Annotated in this window: 13 protein-coding genes and 1 riboswitch; of the genes, 8 read left to right on the top strand and 5 right to left on the bottom strand. The window is 43.6% G+C overall.

Annotated elements, in window-relative coordinates; translation table 11 throughout:
• The first annotated feature begins 82 nt into the window (after window positions 1–82).
• Both lysA and MHI25_RS21580 read left to right on the top strand, forming a co-directional pair.
• Window positions 83–1,417, top strand: coding sequence for a diaminopimelate decarboxylase (lysA, locus tag MHI25_RS21585; protein ID WP_340394241.1), 1,335 nt, complete (start codon window positions 83–85; stop codon window positions 1,415–1,417).
• Between the two features lie 145 nt (window positions 1,418–1,562).
• Window positions 1,563–1,994 carry a peptidylprolyl isomerase gene (locus MHI25_RS21580; protein WP_036676135.1) on the top strand — a complete coding sequence of 144 codons (432 nt, stop codon included), beginning with the start codon at window positions 1,563–1,565 and terminating at the stop codon, window positions 1,992–1,994.
• A 54-nt stretch (window positions 1,995–2,048) separates the two neighbouring features.
• On the opposite strand, the gene MHI25_RS21575 is transcribed toward MHI25_RS21580, so the two are convergent.
• Window positions 2,049–2,804 (bottom strand): TIGR02206 family membrane protein, encoded by a 756-nt coding sequence (locus tag MHI25_RS21575; RefSeq protein WP_076127434.1) that lies wholly within the window; start codon window positions 2,802–2,804, stop codon window positions 2,049–2,051.
• Window positions 2,805–3,047: 243 nt separating this feature from the next.
• Here MHI25_RS21575 and MHI25_RS21570 point away from each other — a divergent pair, with 243 nt between their 5' ends.
• The gene (locus MHI25_RS21570; protein ID WP_340394239.1) at window positions 3,048–6,515 is read left to right on the top strand and encodes a collagen binding domain-containing protein; all 3,468 of its coding nucleotides are present in this window, start codon (window positions 3,048–3,050) and stop codon (window positions 6,513–6,515) included.
• 86 nt (window positions 6,516–6,601) lie between these two features.
• Here the strand turns inward: MHI25_RS21570 and MHI25_RS21565 are convergent, their stop codons facing one another.
• From MHI25_RS21565 to MHI25_RS21550, 4 genes are all read right to left on the bottom strand, one after another.
• Window positions 6,602–8,104 carry a stalk domain-containing protein gene (locus MHI25_RS21565; RefSeq protein WP_340394237.1) on the bottom strand — a complete coding sequence of 501 codons (1,503 nt, stop codon included), beginning with the start codon at window positions 8,102–8,104 and terminating at the stop codon, window positions 6,602–6,604.
• Window positions 8,105–8,124: 20 nt separating this feature from the next.
• Window positions 8,125–9,480: an MBOAT family O-acyltransferase gene (locus MHI25_RS21560; RefSeq protein WP_340394235.1), complete on the bottom strand. Its 1,356-nt coding sequence runs from the start codon at window positions 9,478–9,480 to the stop codon at window positions 8,125–8,127.
• Window positions 9,481–9,631: 151 nt separating this feature from the next.
• A complete protein-coding gene (locus tag MHI25_RS21555; protein ID WP_076127442.1) occupies window positions 9,632–10,735 on the bottom strand; it encodes a HAMP domain-containing sensor histidine kinase in 1,104 nt (367 codons plus the stop codon).
• Window positions 10,732–11,442 carry a response regulator transcription factor gene (locus MHI25_RS21550; protein ID WP_076302771.1) on the bottom strand — a complete coding sequence of 237 codons (711 nt, stop codon included), beginning with the start codon at window positions 11,440–11,442 and terminating at the stop codon, window positions 10,732–10,734. The genes MHI25_RS21555 and MHI25_RS21550 overlap by 4 nt, the downstream gene beginning before the upstream one ends.
• A gap of 417 nt (window positions 11,443–11,859) precedes the next feature.
• Here MHI25_RS21550 and mscL point away from each other — a divergent pair, with 417 nt between their 5' ends.
• The 5 genes from mscL (at window position 11,860) to ribE (MHI25_RS21525) (ending at window position 16,481) form a co-directional block, all read left to right on the top strand.
• Window positions 11,860–12,255: a large conductance mechanosensitive channel protein MscL gene (gene mscL, locus MHI25_RS21545; RefSeq protein WP_340394232.1), complete on the top strand. Its 396-nt coding sequence runs from the start codon at window positions 11,860–11,862 to the stop codon at window positions 12,253–12,255.
• Between the two features lie 188 nt (window positions 12,256–12,443).
• A riboswitch (FMN riboswitch) is annotated at window positions 12,444–12,617 on the top strand.
• A gap of 219 nt (window positions 12,618–12,836) precedes the next feature.
• On the top strand, window positions 12,837–13,937 hold the full coding sequence (ribD, locus tag MHI25_RS21540) for a bifunctional diaminohydroxyphosphoribosylaminopyrimidine deaminase/5-amino-6-(5-phosphoribosylamino)uracil reductase RibD (protein WP_076127449.1): 1,101 nt from the start codon (window positions 12,837–12,839) through the stop codon (window positions 13,935–13,937).
• Window positions 13,938–13,992: 55 nt separating this feature from the next.
• The gene (gene ribE / locus MHI25_RS21535; protein ID WP_076127451.1) at window positions 13,993–14,661 is read left to right on the top strand and encodes a riboflavin synthase; all 669 of its coding nucleotides are present in this window, start codon (window positions 13,993–13,995) and stop codon (window positions 14,659–14,661) included.
• Window positions 14,662–14,723: 62 nt separating this feature from the next.
• A complete protein-coding gene (locus tag MHI25_RS21530) occupies window positions 14,724–15,977 on the top strand; it encodes a bifunctional 3,4-dihydroxy-2-butanone-4-phosphate synthase/GTP cyclohydrolase II (protein ID WP_076127453.1) in 1,254 nt (417 codons plus the stop codon).
• A 36-nt stretch (window positions 15,978–16,013) separates the two neighbouring features.
• The gene (ribE, locus tag MHI25_RS21525; RefSeq protein ID WP_036676377.1) at window positions 16,014–16,481 is read left to right on the top strand and encodes a 6,7-dimethyl-8-ribityllumazine synthase; all 468 of its coding nucleotides are present in this window, start codon (window positions 16,014–16,016) and stop codon (window positions 16,479–16,481) included.
• The last annotated feature ends 73 nt before the right edge of the window (window positions 16,482–16,554 follow it).

Raw genomic sequence — 16,554 nt, 5'->3', positions numbered from 1 at the left:
TGGAGTTCCCACTGTCTGTTATACTGAATACACTAAGACAGGGTGGAACCTTGATATTCCACAGAAATTGGAGGACTAAAGAATGTTTCTACACGGTACTAGCCGCATTAACGATGCTGGGCATTTGGAGATCGGCGGATGTGATGTAACTGAATTGAAAGCGGAATATGGAACCCCGCTATATATATTGGACGAGCAATTGGTTAGACAACGTTGCCGGGAATATATGGATGCTTTTAAAGCCTCCGGCCTTGGTTTCCAAGTAGCTTACGCAAGCAAGGCATTTTCAGTAATGGCAATGGTTCGTTTGGCTGATGAAGAAGGTTTGTCACTGGATGTTGTATCCGACGGCGAACTATATACAGCTTTGCAAGCTGGCTTCCCGGCAGAACGTATTCATTTTCATGGCAACAATAAGACATCTGAAGAGATCGAAATGGCGATTGATGCCAAAATCGGCTGCTTTGTAGTCGATAATTTGGTAGAGCTTAACCTTTTGCAGTCCATTGCTGCACGCAAAGAAGTTAATGTAAACATCTTATTGCGGGTGACACCAGGTGTAGAAGCGCATACTCATGAATATACCGCAACGGGCCAGACAGATTCCAAATTCGGCTTTGATATCGGTAATGGATCGGCCTATGAAGCAGTGAAAGCAGCAGTCAGCAAAAAGAATATCACGCTGCTTGGTGTGCATTCCCATATTGGTTCGCAGATCTTTGAAACCGATGGTTTCCAGCTAGCTGTTGAGCGTGTGGCAACTTTTGCCCGCAGTGTTAAAGAAGGCTTGGAAGTGGACTTCCGTGTAGTCAATCTTGGTGGAGGTTTCGGGATTCGTTATATCGAGGGAGATACCCCATTACATGTTTCTGAATATGTTGCAGCGATTACGGATGCAGTGAAGACTCATTTTGTTGGAATTTATAGTGCTTTGCCGGAAATTTGGGTGGAGCCGGGCCGTAGTATTGTTGGAGATGCAGGTACTACATTGTACACTGTAGGATCCAACAAGGACATTCCTGGCGTGCGTAAGTACGTTGCTGTTGATGGTGGAATGACCGACAATCCACGCCCTGCTTTGTATCAGTCTAAATACGAGGCATTGCTTGCTAACCGTGCTAACGAAGACGCAACTGAGACTGTTTCCATCGCTGGTAAATGCTGCGAGAGCGGAGATATGTTGATCTGGGATGTAGAGCTGCCGAAGGCTGAAAGCGGCGATTTGTTGGCTGTAGCCTGCACAGGTGCGTATAATTACTCCATGGCCAGCAACTATAACCGTCTTCGCCGTCCGGCTTTAGTATTCGTACAGAACGGACAAAGCGATCTTGTAGTGCGTCGTGAAAGCTATACGGATCTTATTGCCAACGATATTGTACCAGAGCGTATCGCCAAACAGACAGTTGTTGCTAAGTAATAGCCTGCTGCTGTAAGGTGGGTAAAGTTGAGCAGCATATAGAGCAAGCAGGAAAGTCTCCTGCTTGCTTTGCTTTGTGCGTGGTTTCATAGTAATATAATTGAGGTATTCTAAATTTGTTAATTTTGAAAGGGGTCATTTACATATGGCAAAGCAAGCGAAAATCACTCTAGAAAATGGCGGCGTAGTGCTGCTGGACTTGTTCGATCAAGATGCACCTAACACTGTAGCCAACTTTGAAAAGCTGGCAAAAGAAGGTTTCTACAACGGATTGACATTCCACCGTGTTATCCCTGGTTTCGTTGCTCAAGGCGGATGTCCTAACGGAACTGGCTCTGGCGGCCCAGGTTACACAATCAACTGCGAAATTAACCCAAACAAACATGAACGCGGAACACTTGCTATGGCACATGCAGGTAAGAACACAGGCGGAAGTCAGTTCTACATCTGCTACGCTCCACAACCACACTTGGATGGAGTACACACTGTGTTTGGTAAAGTAGTAGAAGGTATGGATCTTGTTGATGCTTTTAAAGGACGCGACAAAATGACTTCGGTAGAAATCATCGAAGCTTAAGATTTAATAGTTAAAAGCCAGTCTCCGAATATCGGGGCTGGCTTTTTTGTGTTGTTAAAGAATCCGCCTAACCTGTCTACGCCGTGAATTGCGCCGCTCTGGTAGCCAGAAGAATATCAAATACATAGCTAGAAACACAGTGAAGGCAAACAGCTCTTCAACAAGCAGGTAATAAGGATAAGGTCCAAAATAATCCAATACGGAATAGGTACTAGGTTTCTGGGATAGGAACATGTAGTTTGAGCCTAGGAAGTAATTAGCAGTCCAGATGCAGGCAGCCACAATATTGAGGCCGAGCATGGTGATGAGTAAAGATCTCCAAGTCGGCTTGTAGCCCTCAATCCAGGTCATGTAAAGAGACGCCAGAATAATAGAACCATGAGCTATAAAAAACAGGAGAAAGCGGAAATGAGGGAACGGATAAACTAGGTTAGGGGTGAGCAACGCAATAAATGCTCCGCCGATCCCGGCAAAGTAGAGAAAGGAATAAAGGGTTCGACTGCGTGAAATTAACATGATAATAGACAGCAGTAGAGTGATTCCACAGAGCTCGAACGGTAATGAGGAGCTGGAGCGCCAGATGTTCTGAGAGATGTACCACATTTGCAGCCCGGCTTCTGAGACTACAAGTAGTATGATTAGCAGCAAACGCACGCTTTGCCGAAGTCTTGAATCTGTACGAATTTCAAACCGTAAGCCATAGAGCAGTAGACAACTTAACGTAATGATAGACAGCGCAACCCAATGCGAAGAGGAGAACATGATGAAATCCTCCGCGTGCTGGCGATCAAAAAAAGATGAAAGCTGCATAGACGAACCTCCTTTGAACGTGAAAACATCCATCAAAAATAAAGTTTGAGAATTTTAATAATCTTGATTCTAGATATCCATAAAATGGGTATATATGTATATGTTCTGTCAACTCCACCGCATAAGGAAGACTTTTCATTATATTAACATAAGATGGGGCGTAGGGCGCGGAATTACATATGAAGCTTTTGAACATGCAGGGGTGGAAAACAATTAGAACAAGAAAATGGAGGCAACAGGAACATGTTTAAGAAAAAAATAAGTGTAATGGTCATTATTTTGATGCTTGTGGCCCAATATGCCTATGGCATCGGATTTGCTCCGCAAGTAAAAGCGGCTGCGATTGATGACGAAAGAAATATCATCACCAGTGTTTCAATGGCTGTGTACGGGCCAGATGGAATCACGGTCACGAACAGCGTATACGAACAAGATGCTAATGTTACCTTGGATTATAATTGGTCTCTTCCTAAAAATCATAATTACAAGCAAGGTGACACTTTTACTTTTCAGCTTCCAGAACAGTTCCAGCTATTTAATGATTTTAACGGACCCTTGGTCTCTGAGGATGGAGATGTAGGGAGCTTTGAAGTGAGGCAAATTTCACATGAAGTGATAATGACTTTTAATGACTACATAGAAACACATGATGACGTGCAGGGAACGCTGCGGTTAAATACTAAATTCGATAAACAGAAAATCTCGGGCAGTACTATTCAGAATATTTTATTTCCCGTGAGCGGCGGTATTCAGACAGTGACAGTTAATTTTAAACCAAGTGTTGGATCAATTATAGAGAAGAGAGGTATTCCCGAAGGCTTCAATGCGAACCAAATATTTTGGACTGTTGATGTCAATAAGTCTTTGGAAGCCGTGGGGAATGCCATTGTGAGTGACCCCATCCCTTCAGGCTTATCATTAAATACTCCAGTCACAGTGAGCGTGTATCAACTGAGCATTCAATTGGATGGTTCAGTAACGGAAGGAGCATTGCTCGACACAAGCAAATACTCTGCAGAGCTCTCCGGAGGGTCATTGATTGTCCGTTTTACGGAGCCTGTGATTAAAGAGGCTTACCGTATTGTATATTCCACAGGGATTACTAATGACCATCAGCTAAGCTTCACCAATACTGCAACTTTTTCAGGAAATGGGCAAGAGCCTGCCAGCTCGACTGCCACAGTGAATGTAGAACGTGGAGGAAGCTTGAAAAAGTATTCTACAAGCTATGATGGGGGCAAGCAGATCATTTCCTGGGCAATTGAATATAACTACAATGAAAAGAACATCCCGCAAGGAAACGCTGTGTTAACAGATTTGTTCGATGATTCTCAAGAGCTGGTAGCCGATTCGCTAAAAGTATATGCTGTGCAGCTGGATTCTTCCGGTGGTGGAACGTTAGGCAAGGTTTTGACAAAGGATGTTGACTACACGGTTGTTTCCACGTCAGACGTTCATAAGTCTGGGTTTGTATTGCAATTTGCACACGATGTTACTTCACCATATCGAATCGAATATAAGACAAAAGCGATAAAACGCGTGTTTGAGGATGCTACCATAACTAATACAGTATCTGATAGTACGTATAGTGATCAGGCTACCCGATTAATCCGGTCTTCCATTCTTTATAAGACTTTATCAACCGTAGATTATCAGAATAAAACATTAGGCTGGAAGGTCACATTGAATAGTGATAATTACCCGATGAGCCATGTTACAGTTACCGAATCCTTCCCATTTGGCGGCCTAAAGTTTATTCCAGAATCACTGGTGATTAGAAATCTGAATGGGAATGTTTTAAATCCAAATAACTATGATCTAGTGTACAACTCACCTGTCGAGCCTAATAAAGGCTTTAAGGTAGTGTTTAATTCACCGATATCTGGTCTTTATACGATTAGCTATACTACAGAATTTAACAAGGATTGGATTTGGGCTAAAACTGAAAATTTCAATAACAAAGTTCGGTTAGACTGGATGGACACTACTGAAGCCTTACGCACGATAGAAGCAGAAGGGTTATTCATTCCTAGACCTGAGGCGAAAAGCAATGGATTTAAAGGGGGAGCCTACGATGCTTCAACTAAAAAAATTACTTGGTCGATAGGCGCCAATTATAATGGCAAAACCCTCGAAGCTCCGGCGCTTGTTGATATTTTAAAATCAGGCCAGACTTTGGTTCCTGGTTCACTAAAAGTTTACACTATGAATATTGCAAAGAATGGTGACCCTACCAAGGGTACAGAAGTGAATCCTAATAAATATACCTATAGCGTAAATAGCGATAATGAATTAAAGGTTATTTTTACAGATAAGATTAACTCCGCTTTCTACATTGAATTTAATACAAGTCTTGAAGGGCAAATAATAGGCACTACTGTTGATAATAAAGCTAATCTCTATGATGGAGCAAAAGTGGTTTCCAAAGATTTGACCGCCTCCGTAAAAATTCCTTTTGGAGAGGATTATGTGCTGAAGGACGGTACACAAAACGGGGATAAAATTGACTGGAGCCTGCAAATTAACCGGGGGCAGTCCACAATAAAGGATGCATTAATCAAAGATACTCCTAGTGCTAATCAAATTTTGCTGCAGAATTCATTCCATCTGTATCCTACGGCTGTAGCTGTGAACGGAGATATCACGAAAAGCGGTCCTGAACTGATTCAGGGTATTGATTATAGCGTTGTTATCACAACGGATACCGATGGAAAACAATCTTTTGAGTTAAGCTTTGCCTATGAAATCAGCAGGGCTTACATTCTCGAATATCAATCCCTGATTGTGGCTAACACTGGAGACAAAGTAATAAATACTGTACATTTCAGTGGTTTTAACGGCAGCGAAATAAGTAAAGAAACCTCTAGAGAAATTATTGTCGGGGTCTCCAGCGGTTCTGGCACAGGCAGCGGGGGAAGAGGCACTCTCAATATTAAGAAGTTAGATGCTGATGATAATTTAAAGGCGCTTGGTGATGCGACTTTTGCATTGTATCGACTAAATGGCACGGAACGTGTACTGATTAACAGTCTAACTACAGATGCAGAGGGTACAGCTACATTTAATAAAATATGGCTGGGTAGCTATGTATTGGTGGAGACAGCAGCTCCAAATGGTTACGTGCTCGATACATCCGAGCATCCAGTGGAGATTCGTTCCTCGTCAGCGATTCAACTGGTGATTACGAATCAAAAAGCAGTGGAGCCCACGCCTACGGTAACGCCAGAACCAACCGGTGCTCCAACAACAACACCAGAACCAACCGTAACACCTGCACCATCAACAACGCCAGCACCGACGGTTTCTCCATCACCAGAAGCGACTGCTGCACCTACACCAATCCCTACAAGCAGCACATCTGGAGGTTCGGTGGTACCCACGTCTACAAGCTCGCCCGTACCCGAAGTAATTATTAATGATCCAGCTGTTCCTGCTGGTCCTGGAAATGCGGCCGATCTAGGATCCGCGACATCAACCGATGAGGGAACTCCTGAGCAAGAGATTACCGAAGAAGAAATTCCATTAGGAGAAGTTGATATCGACGATGAAGAAGTACCAAAAAGTACGGTGAACAATAGCACTTCAGGTGCTCCTCAGCTGCCGAAGACAGGTGAGAACAGTCCTTTGCCTCTGTATCTGTCGGGAATAGGGTTGATAACCATAGGATTTGTTATGAACCGAGTATTTAGACGTAGAGGTAAAACAGAGTGATCGAGATTAGTGTGATTTGAGATTTTTATGCAAAAGCACCCAGCATGATAAATGCCGGGTGCTTTTGTGCTTTTTTTTTGGAAATTTTATGGCTGATTCTTAAGTGTACCGGCGTTATCTGAGGTGCTTAGGTTATACCGCAGCCATTCGCCTTCCTTTTCACTTGAGACATTCCAGCCGAGCTGTTCCGCAACAAAGGCTAGCGGGACTAAAACTTTTCCTCCTGCAAGAAGCGGCGCAGCATCAATGGTGAGAGCTTTCCCGTTCACGAGTGCTTTGACACTGCCCACAGTCATAGTAACGGTGTTCTCGGCGGAAGTAAGCGATACAGTTTTAGTGGCCGCATCCCACGTTATGGATGCACCCAGGGCTGTCCCGATATCTTTAGCGGGCAGCCATAATTCTTTATTTCCTTGCACTAAACGGATGTTAAGTGCTAGTGGTAATCCATTTACTTGTACACTGCAGCGATAAACTTTTCCGTTATTATTCATAACGGCGCTTTCCGCCTGTGATTCCAGCGAGCTATTAAGCGCCTTTATGTTGCTGGAAGTTACCCGATATTTGGAATTGTCCTGTCCGATAGCTTCTGCTATCCACGTGTTAACCTCACCATTATGATGGCTTAAATCCTTATAGAGGTCTAGATTGAATGTCCAATCCGCTTCGGCTTGGAAATCGTATAGCTTCACATTTGGAAACTGTTCAAATTGCTCGAATATCCATTGCCGCATGACAAGCTGATTGTTAAAGCGAACGGGATTACTGGCGAACCAAGCGACCTGACGCATAACGCTGTAGGGTGGGTAGTAGAAATAAAACTGGACATCGGGATATTCCTCCAGCAGAGGACGGATATACGTATTAAAATAGCCCTTTACTTGCTCAATGCTTTCCTCGTTAGTACCGTAATCCAGCTCCTTGTCACAAGCCATTAGGTAAGATTCTGCAACGTATTGCTTGCCAAACACTACTTTGTTATCCCAGTTGTATAAATATTCCAAATTCTGTTTAGCTTCACCACTCAGGTTGTTTTTGATGCTGCTTATTAATTGTTTAAATACAGATGAATTGAACCAGTATTTGTAGTCGGTCCATAGTTTGCCGTCATACAGATAGTCAGGGAAATCTTCCTCATCTTCGGCTGTGGCGAGTTTCATAGAGAAATAATCCAAACCCCAGAGCACTTGTTTTACTTTGCCTGTCTCCAAGGCAAGTTTGGCAATTTTATAATGCTCATCGACCGTGGATCCTTCCATAGATAACTTTAAGGTTGTCCCACCTAAGCTGGCATCTACTTGAGAGGGAAGAAAGTTCTCTGTCATAGACGTGCCGATGATAATATTGTCGTAGTCGTAATTTTTAGCTAAACCTGGATTCTGATAACGTTCTTCTTCTGACAAGAGTGGGGTATACCACGATGGACGGTGATAGAATTGTAATGGGTCGATAAAAGCAGTAATCAGCGCCGTTAGAAGCGCTAACAAGCTAAAACAAAGCAGGAAATAACCTATGAAACGTTTCGATTTAGTATGAATCCCGGGGGATTTACGTGGGTTGTTATTATTCTGAAGCCGTGATGCAAGCATCATCATTCCTCCTTACAGTTCTAGAAGTTAAAGTATAAAAAGGTTGTAATTCGGTTGAAGAATAACAGCGAGAACATAATGATAAATGCCATCACAAATGCTGTTTTCCAGCTATACTGAAAATTACGTTTGTTCAATAGATGAAGGGGTTTCCAGAGAATGATCGTCATTAAGATGAGAATCAGGATGATTGCCCATTTAAGCGATCCAATAGATTGCAAAGATACCCCGTTAAGCCCACTCATCCCTTTCAACAAACGAAATGCCTGCGATATATGTTCTGCACGGAAAAACACCCATGTGATGTTCACAAATATGAAAGTCAGCAACCATGATAACCATTTGGGAAGGGAGAAGCCCCAGCGTCCCCAACATTTCTCTACAGCTTGTCCTACTCCATGCAAGAGCCCCCACAGGATGAACAGCCAACCCGCACCGTGCCAAAAACCACCGAGCAGAAAAGTAATAATGACATTTCGGATCGAAATCCAGAAGCTTTTCCGGTTGCCGCCAAGTGGAATGTAGATATAATCTCTAAGAAAATGGCTGAGCGTAATATGCCAGCGTCTCCAGAAATCGCGGATGCTTACGGCTCGGTAGGGTTCATTGAAATTTTGCGGCAGATGGATGTTGAACAGCAGTGCTATTCCAATCGCCATATCGGTATAGCCGCTGAAATCATAGTAGATTTGTAAGGTATAGGAAAGGATAGCCACCCATGAATCTACAAAATATGTTGCAGCTGCAAAACCGTTATCAGCATAACCAGCTAGGGTATCCGCTAGGATGACTTTTTTTCCTAATCCGATGCTGAAGAAGAGGGTCCCCTTCCGTATGTTGTTCCAATTCCAAACCTTATTTCGCAGTTTATCGAATTGGGGCATCATATCCTTGTGATGAAGGATGGGACCGGAGATCAGATGCGGGAAAAAAGTCACAAATAGCGTGTAATTCAAAAGATTGTACTCACGCGCTTGGTTCCGGTAAACATCAACGAGGTAGGCGATTTGTGTAAAGGTAAAGAAACTTATGCCTAAAGGCAATATAAGATGGTGCAGAGAAAGGTTGCTTGCGGTTACCTCATTCCAATTTTCTATAAAAAAATCCGTGTATTTGTAATAGCTGAGTAATAGAATATTTGTGCTTAAGCTAAAGATTAGCAGCGGCCGGCGACGCTTAGCTGTTGTGGTATGAATGAAATGGCTCATAACATAGTTAAATAAGATGGATATCAAGATTAGAGGGACATATTTTATGTTCCAATACCCGTAAAAAACTAAAGAGGCGAGGGTAAGCCATACCTTAGCACAGAGTGTGAGACGAAGACGATTCAGAATAAAATATCCGGCCAGCACGATAGGCAGAAAACCAAACATAAAGGGATACGAATTAAATAGCATAACAACAATCCTCACTTATAGCAGATTTAGTATGAAATCACTATAAGTCAGAGATCTTAAGGCTTTATGTTATGAATTCTTATCATTTTCTTAATGGTTGAGATTGTACAAAAAATCCCCGCAAGCATCATTCGCTCACAGGGAAAGAGGTTTCAAATTCAGTTTGTTTGCGTGTGCTTTTGGCTGTAATGGTTCCGCCGTGAAGCTCTGCAATACTCTTGGCTATGGCGAGCCCTAAGCCACTTCCGCCTGTCTCTCGGGAGCGGGATTTATCGACACGATAAAAGCGTTTAAATAAGTGGGGGAGGTCGGATGCAGGGATAGGAGTACCGTAATTCGTACACAGAGCAACTATTCTATCGTCTTTTCTAACAACAGAAATGTCTAGAATTTTCCCTTCCTTACCGTATCTTACGGCATTGGTAAATAGGTTCTCATACAATCGCACCAGCTCGTCCGCATCTCCGTTGATAATCAGAGGAGCTGTATCCGTATGAATGCGGTAGCTCATATCTGCTTGTTCCAGTACGGGTGCAAATTCTTCAATCAGCTGTTCGAGCAGCTTGCCGAGATCTACAGGCTCAATATTTAGCGGTAATCCGCTGCTGCTGACGCGAGTGTATTCAAACAAATCGTCGATTAGCTTTTTAAGAGTCAAAGATTTCTCATAGGCAATATTCACATAATAACGCAGCTCAACCTCATTTTTATAACGATCCTTCTCCACATATTCAAGGAATCCGAGAACAGAGGTTAGTGGGGTTCGGAGGTCATGAGACACACCTGTGATTAGGTCGTTTTTGGCTTTTGCAGCGGCTCGTTCTTCCTCTATAGCAGATTTTAGCTTGCCAGCCATAGTGTTCATATTTTCTGCGAGCTTTCCGAGTTCATCCGTACCTGTTACCGGCACCTTGAAAGACAAATTGCCATCCGCAATGGCCTGAACTCCGCTAGTAATGTTATGAAGATTCTTAGTTGTATTTCTGGACAATTTTAGGATGAAAAAAATAAATAAAGGAATCCCTATAAGAATCACAACTGGCGTTGATCCAATGGTATTGATCACCCAGAGAATGAGTCTGACTCCCCAAAAGGAGCGTGAAGGATTTAACCACAGCAATAGTGAAGTGCCATAATAGCCGCCCATTAAGATTAAAGCGGTGAGTGCTAGGCTCGTTAAGCTGAAGCCAACTATTTTCCAGGATAGGGTATCGAATCGTTTAAAGTTCAACTAGAAGGACCTCCTTTTTCCAGTTTGTAGCCAACGCCCCATACCGTTTTTAAGTATTGTGGTTTACGCGGATTTTCTTCTATTTTTTCTCTGATTTTACGAATATGCACCATAAGTGTATTGTTGCTTTCCAGGAATTGTTCTTTCCATACTTTGGCGTAGATCTGCTCCATGCTTAGGACTTGTCCCTTATTACGGGCGAGCAGCTCTAGAATCGCAAATTCTCGCGGGGTAAGCTTAACTGGGTGATCATCCACACTTACTTCATGCGTAACCGAATTAATAACCAGGCCATCAATGATGATTTCATCCTGTTTGGCGTTTAGATCTGCCATGTAATTTCGAGTTCTGCGCAGCTGGGATTTAACACGGGCAACTAACTCCAGCGGACTAAAAGGTTTCGTAACATAATCATCTGCACCTACGCTTAGTCCGGTGATTTTATCAAGTTCCTGCCCTTTAGCAGATAACATGATGATCGGAAATTTTTGCGTTTCACGAATTTTAATACAAGCCTCAATGCCGTCCATATTAGGCATCATGATATCAAGAACCATGAGGTCTATAGTCTCTCTATTGATAATTTCGAGTGCTTCCAGCCCGTCTCTGGCAGTTAACAGCCGGTAACCCTCGTTCTCCAGATAGATCTGCATTAGTTTAATAATCTCGGCTTCGTCGTCCACCAATAGCAGCGTTGCGTTGTGCATTTCTCAGCGTCCTTTCTTGCTTGTAAAGCGCAATTCTTGCTATAAGAAGTATACAACATTTTCTTGTTTGGAAGCCTCATTTGAAGACCAGTGAAGGCAAAGGTACTGTATAGCAGCTAATAAATTAGTGGAATAAAAGACCAAATCCCCCACAGCATTATGCCAGTTTGGTTTTTCCTTTTAGTTTGCTCTGATCGCTGTACCTCAATCCATGTGTTGATCTGTAGATAATACATTCTCAGCCATGGCTCTATCATGTAAGAAATAATTCTTAAACTTTATTTAACAGGAAACTTCTTAACAGCGGTGGCAGATAAAAGTAAAGGGAAACTTAATAGTTTCTTAACAAGTCTTAAGAAATAGGAAGCTACTATGCTATAATAATTTCAAATTATATATGTGGGGGTTATTTGGTATATGTGGAAAGAATTTAAATCTTTTGCCTTAAAAGGAAATGTTCTTGATTTAGCGGTTGCGGTCATTATTGGAGCTGCATTCGGAAAGATTGTAACTTCATTAGTAAATGACATTATTATGCCAATTGCAGGTTTGCTTACGGGTGGTATAGATTTAAAGGACCGGGTGCTTGAAGTCACTACGGACCTGAAAATACCTTACGGACTATTTTTACAATCGGTTGTTGATTTCTTTATTATTTCCTTCTCTATCTTTCTGGTGATTAAGCTCGCCAATAAATTTCAGCGCAAAGAAGCCGTTAAAGTTGAAGTGGTAGAGACTCCAGCACCTGCAGAGGATATCGTGCTGCTTACGGAAATTCGTGATCTTTTGAAACAACAAGAACGTGGTTTGTAATCCTGAAATATAACCAAGAAGCGCCAGGAGTCCTTGTCCTGGCGCTTCTTGGTTTCCTTTTATAAACTCAGTACAATCTATAATCTAGTTACAAATTTTAAGTAAATATAATAAACGCACTTGCATTTCGCTGGTGTAAGTGATAATTTTGTTAGTAAGGAAAACTTGAATCTCAATTAAATAAAGGATCAATCCTTCAGGGCAGGGTGTAATTCCCTACCGGCGGTGATGCTGTTGTAGAAATAACTTATTCAGTTTATCTACAGTGCTCAGTCCGCTACCCGGCTCGCGTTGTTGACGCGAACGGTGGACCTGGTGAAATTCCGGGACCGACAGTATAGTCTGGATGGAAGAAGGAGAGGTTAACCGCTTGTCTGCAATGGACTGGCGGACCGCAGTGTTTTCATATAATCATGTGCGATATTTCACAATGCCCGTCGATTGACGGCTATTTAAGCACACTTTTATTTGGACTGCCGATGAACTCTCGCATAACCCATCTTGAACTCCTCCTGGAGAATGAGATGGGTTTTTCTGTTTTTTTTAGCTTAAGAATTGACAGCAGTGGATAGGAGGAAGAGATGGACAACATGAATGATGAGTTTTATATGTCGCTAGCACTGGACATGGCCGAACGTGCCCAAGGACAGACGGGAATTAACCCTGTTGTTGGCTGCGTTGTGGTGAAGAATGGAGCAATGATTGGACTCGGAACTCATTTACAGCGAGGTACGGGGCATGCCGAGGTGCACGCCTTGAATATGGCAGCTGGGCAGGCACAGGGCAGTACGGCATATGTCACACTAGAACCGTGCAGCCATTATGGAAAAACTCCACCTTGCAGCCAAAGGCTGATCGATGAAGGGGTAGCTAGGGTTGTAGTTGCTTGTGAAGACCCGAACCCTCAGGTGGCAGGGCGCGGAATTCAAATGCTGCGTGATCAAGGGATTGAGGTCGAAGTCGGTTTGTTGCGTGATCGTGCGCTTCGATTGAATGAGCGTTTTATCAAATATATTTTGACAAAACAACCTTTTGTTACGCTGAAGAGTGCAAGTACACTTGATGGCAATCTAGCTACCAAATCTGGTGACAGTAAATGGATTTCGAATGGGGAAGCGCGGGAGATCGTACATACGCTGCGGCATCGGCATCAGGGCATCATGGTCGGTGTGAATACAGTGATTGCTGATAATCCCTCTCTGACAACAAGAACAGAAGTGCCTGGCATTAACCCGACGCGGATCATCATTGATTCCGGGCTACGTATTCCTCTGGATTCGGCAGTTGTATGTGATGGTCAAGCGCCTACACTTATTGTAACAACCGATGCTGCAGATCCTGCTAAAAAGGCTGCACTGCTGGAAGCAGGCGTTCAAATCGTTGTGTGCGGAGCAGGTCCAAGAGTTGATTTGAAGGCGGCCATGATATCCCTTGGCGAAATGGAGATAGGCTCTATTTTACTGGAAGGCGGGGGGACGCTGAATGGTGCGATGCTGGAGAGCGGGCTAGTGGATCGTGTGATTCTCTTCTTCGCTCCAAAAATTGTTGGCGGTGGCACAGAAGCGAAAGGGACTTTCGTATTTCCGGGTGTAGAGCTGATGAAGGATGCGATCTCACTTGAAGGATTGGAAGTAAAAGTGCTAGGAGATAATGTATGTATCAGCGGTACTCCGGTACGCTAACAAAAGCTATGCAAGAAGTGAATTTGAGGAAGTAATGCTTTTTAGGAGGGATATCATGTTCACCGGATTAATTGAAGAGGTTGGTGTTTTGCGCAGTGTCTCCGCCGGTGGGGAAATGATGGTGCTGAATATTGCCGCTTCGGTCATCATGGATGATCTAAAAATCGGTGACAGTGTGTCCGTCAATGGGGTTTGCCTCACGGCGACAACTTTGGGCGATCATTCCTTTACAGTGGATGTAATGCCGCAGACCTACCGGAATAGCAATCTGAAGGAGCTGAAGCCCGGCAGCCGGATGAATCTGGAACGAGCGATGGCAGCCGGCGGGCGTTTTGGAGGGCATATTGTCCAAGGACATGTTGATGGCACTGCCATTATTAAAAGTGTAAAACGTGATCAGAATGCTGTTGTATTCGAGATTGCACCGGATCGTAAATCACTATTTAAATATATTATCCCCAAGGGATCGATCACGATCGACGGCATTAGTTTAACTGTAGTGAAGACTACAGCAACATCGCTTGCAGTGTCCATTATTCCGCATACGTTAGGGGAAACAGTTCTGACGCACAAACGGGCCGGGGATAGTGTGAATATCGAGTGTGACGTACTTGGCAAATATGTAGATCATTTATTGCATTATGGCTCAGCCGCCCAAGATGAGGAAGGCGAGAGCCGCTCCGGGATTAGTCATGATTTTTTGGCGGCGAACGGGTTTGTTTAAATAAAGAGTTTGCTTACGAAGAAGGGAATAATCTTTCGTAAAGCTTTTAGGAGGATAGGATCATGAGCGAGCAATCGAAAAAGGAAAGTGTCTTGGATCCGATTGAAGAAGCAATATATGACTTAATGCGCGGTAAAGTCATCATTGTAGTGGATGATGAAGATCGTGAGAATGAAGGGGATTTTATAGCCCTTGCTGAACGTGCGACACCAGAGGTCATCAATTTTATGATTACTGAGGGACGTGGATTGGTTTGTATGCCTATTACCCAGGAGCGTGCGGCAGAACTTGAACTGCAAGCTATGGTAACCCACAATACCGATAATCACGGTACGGCTTTTACCGTATCTGTTGACCATAAAGATACAACCACTGGGATCTCTGCGGGGGAAAGATCTTTGACCGTTAAAGCCATGATTGATCCAAAAGCGAAACCTGCTGATTTCCGCAGACCGGGGCATATGTTCCCGCTGATTGCGAAAAAAGGTGGCGTTCTGCGCCGCTCCGGACATACGGAGGCTGCTGTTGATCTAGCGCGGATGTGTGGCGCTTATCCAGCCAGTGTCATTTGCGAGATTATCAAGGAAGATGGCTCAATGGCCCGCTTACCTGATCTAATCGAAATTGCCCGCAAGCATGATCTTAAGCTGATCAGTATCAAGGATCTTATTCATTATCGCAACGAAAAAGAACAACTCGTCACACGCGAAGTGTCTGTACGACTTCCTACCGATTTTGGAGATTTCCAGACCATTGCTTATACAAATGAAGTGGATGATAAAGAGCATGTAGCTTTGGTAAAAGGCGATATTTCCGGCGATGAGCCAGTGCTTGTACGTGTACATTCCGAATGCCTGACTGGTGATGTATTCCACTCCCATCGCTGTGATTGCGGCCCGCAATTTGAAGCTGCACTGCGGCAGATCGAAACTGCCGGTAGGGGCGTGTTACTCTATATGCGCCAAGAAGGCAGAGGCATTGGCCTTATCAATAAGCTTCGGGCTTACAAGCTGCAAGAGGAAGGTCTTGACACTGTAGATGCGAATCTAAAGCTTGGTTTTCCAGCAGATCTGCGTGACTATGGAATTGGAGCACAGATTCTGAAGGATCTGGGTGTGCGCCAAATCCGTCTGCTCACGAACAACCCGCGTAAGATCAAAGGGCTGGAGGGTTATGGGTTGGAAGTCGTTGAGCGCGTGCCGATACAAATGCCGGAGAACAAGGACAACACCAATTATCTCCACACGAAGCAAGCGAAGCTTGGACATATGCTGTCTTTTGACGATATTGAACAAAATGAGGATTCGAAAGCTTAACCATACATTATAAAAAACGAAGGGTAGATGATGGATATGCCGAAATATTTAGAAGGTCACTTAGTTTCTGAGGGGTTAAAATACGGAGTTGTTGTAGGACGTTTTAATGAATTTATTACCAGCAAGCTTTTGTCAGGTGCACTTGATGCCTTTAAACGCCATGGTGTTGGTGATGATGAAGTGGATGTTGCTTGGGTTCCAGGGGTATTTGAAATTCCGTTGATCGCGCAAAAAATGGCTGAAAGCGGCAAATACGACGCTGTAATCACCTTAGGAACGGTTATCCGTGGTTCCACTACACACTATGATTATGTATGTAATGAAGTTGCCAAAGGAGTAGCCGCTATCAATCTTAAGACCGGCGTGCCGACCATTTTTGGCGTAGTCACTACTGAAAATATTGAACAGGCCATCGAGCGTTCAGGAACCAAAGCAGGCAATAAAGGCTGGGATGCTGCGACTGCTGCGATTGAAATGGCGAATCTTAACAAACTGTTTAAGTAAGTCAGCTATTGACGAATCAGTCGAATTCGTGCTTATTTATAGTATAAGAAGAAAGCATGGATTATAAGAGCCC

The sequence above is a fragment of the Paenibacillus sp. FSL E2-0177 genome, assembly GCF_037992975.1.
Lineage (GTDB): Bacteria > Bacillota > Bacilli > Paenibacillales > Paenibacillaceae > Paenibacillus_AQ > Paenibacillus_AQ odorifer.
The sequence above is the reverse complement of the archived record's forward strand: the minus strand, read 5'-3'. Positions and strand labels throughout refer to the sequence as shown.

Excerpts from the sequence above, each read along its gene's own strand:
- lysA (WP_340394241.1), top strand. The coding sequence starts at position 83 with ATGTTTCTACACGGTACTAGCCGCATTAACGATGCTGGGCATTTGGAG.
- MHI25_RS21580 (WP_036676135.1), top strand. The coding sequence starts at position 1,563 with ATGGCAAAGCAAGCGAAAATCACTCTAGAAAATGGCGGCGTAGTGCTG.
- MHI25_RS21575 (WP_076127434.1), bottom strand. The coding sequence starts at position 2,804 with ATGCAGCTTTCATCTTTTTTTGATCGCCAGCACGCGGAGGATTTCATC.
- MHI25_RS21570 (WP_340394239.1), top strand. The coding sequence starts at position 3,048 with ATGTTTAAGAAAAAAATAAGTGTAATGGTCATTATTTTGATGCTTGTG.
- MHI25_RS21565 (WP_340394237.1), bottom strand. The coding sequence starts at position 8,104 with ATGCTTGCATCACGGCTTCAGAATAATAACAACCCACGTAAATCCCCC.
- MHI25_RS21560 (WP_340394235.1), bottom strand. The coding sequence starts at position 9,480 with ATGTTTGGTTTTCTGCCTATCGTGCTGGCCGGATATTTTATTCTGAAT.
- MHI25_RS21550 (WP_076302771.1), bottom strand. The coding sequence starts at position 11,442 with ATGCACAACGCAACGCTGCTATTGGTGGACGACGAAGCCGAGATTATT.
- mscL (WP_340394232.1), top strand. The coding sequence starts at position 11,860 with ATGTGGAAAGAATTTAAATCTTTTGCCTTAAAAGGAAATGTTCTTGAT.
- ribD (WP_076127449.1), top strand. The coding sequence starts at position 12,837 with ATGGACAACATGAATGATGAGTTTTATATGTCGCTAGCACTGGACATG.
- ribE (WP_076127451.1), top strand. The coding sequence starts at position 13,993 with ATGTTCACCGGATTAATTGAAGAGGTTGGTGTTTTGCGCAGTGTCTCC.
- MHI25_RS21530 (WP_076127453.1), top strand. The coding sequence starts at position 14,724 with ATGAGCGAGCAATCGAAAAAGGAAAGTGTCTTGGATCCGATTGAAGAA.
- ribE (WP_036676377.1), top strand. The coding sequence starts at position 16,014 with ATGCCGAAATATTTAGAAGGTCACTTAGTTTCTGAGGGGTTAAAATAC.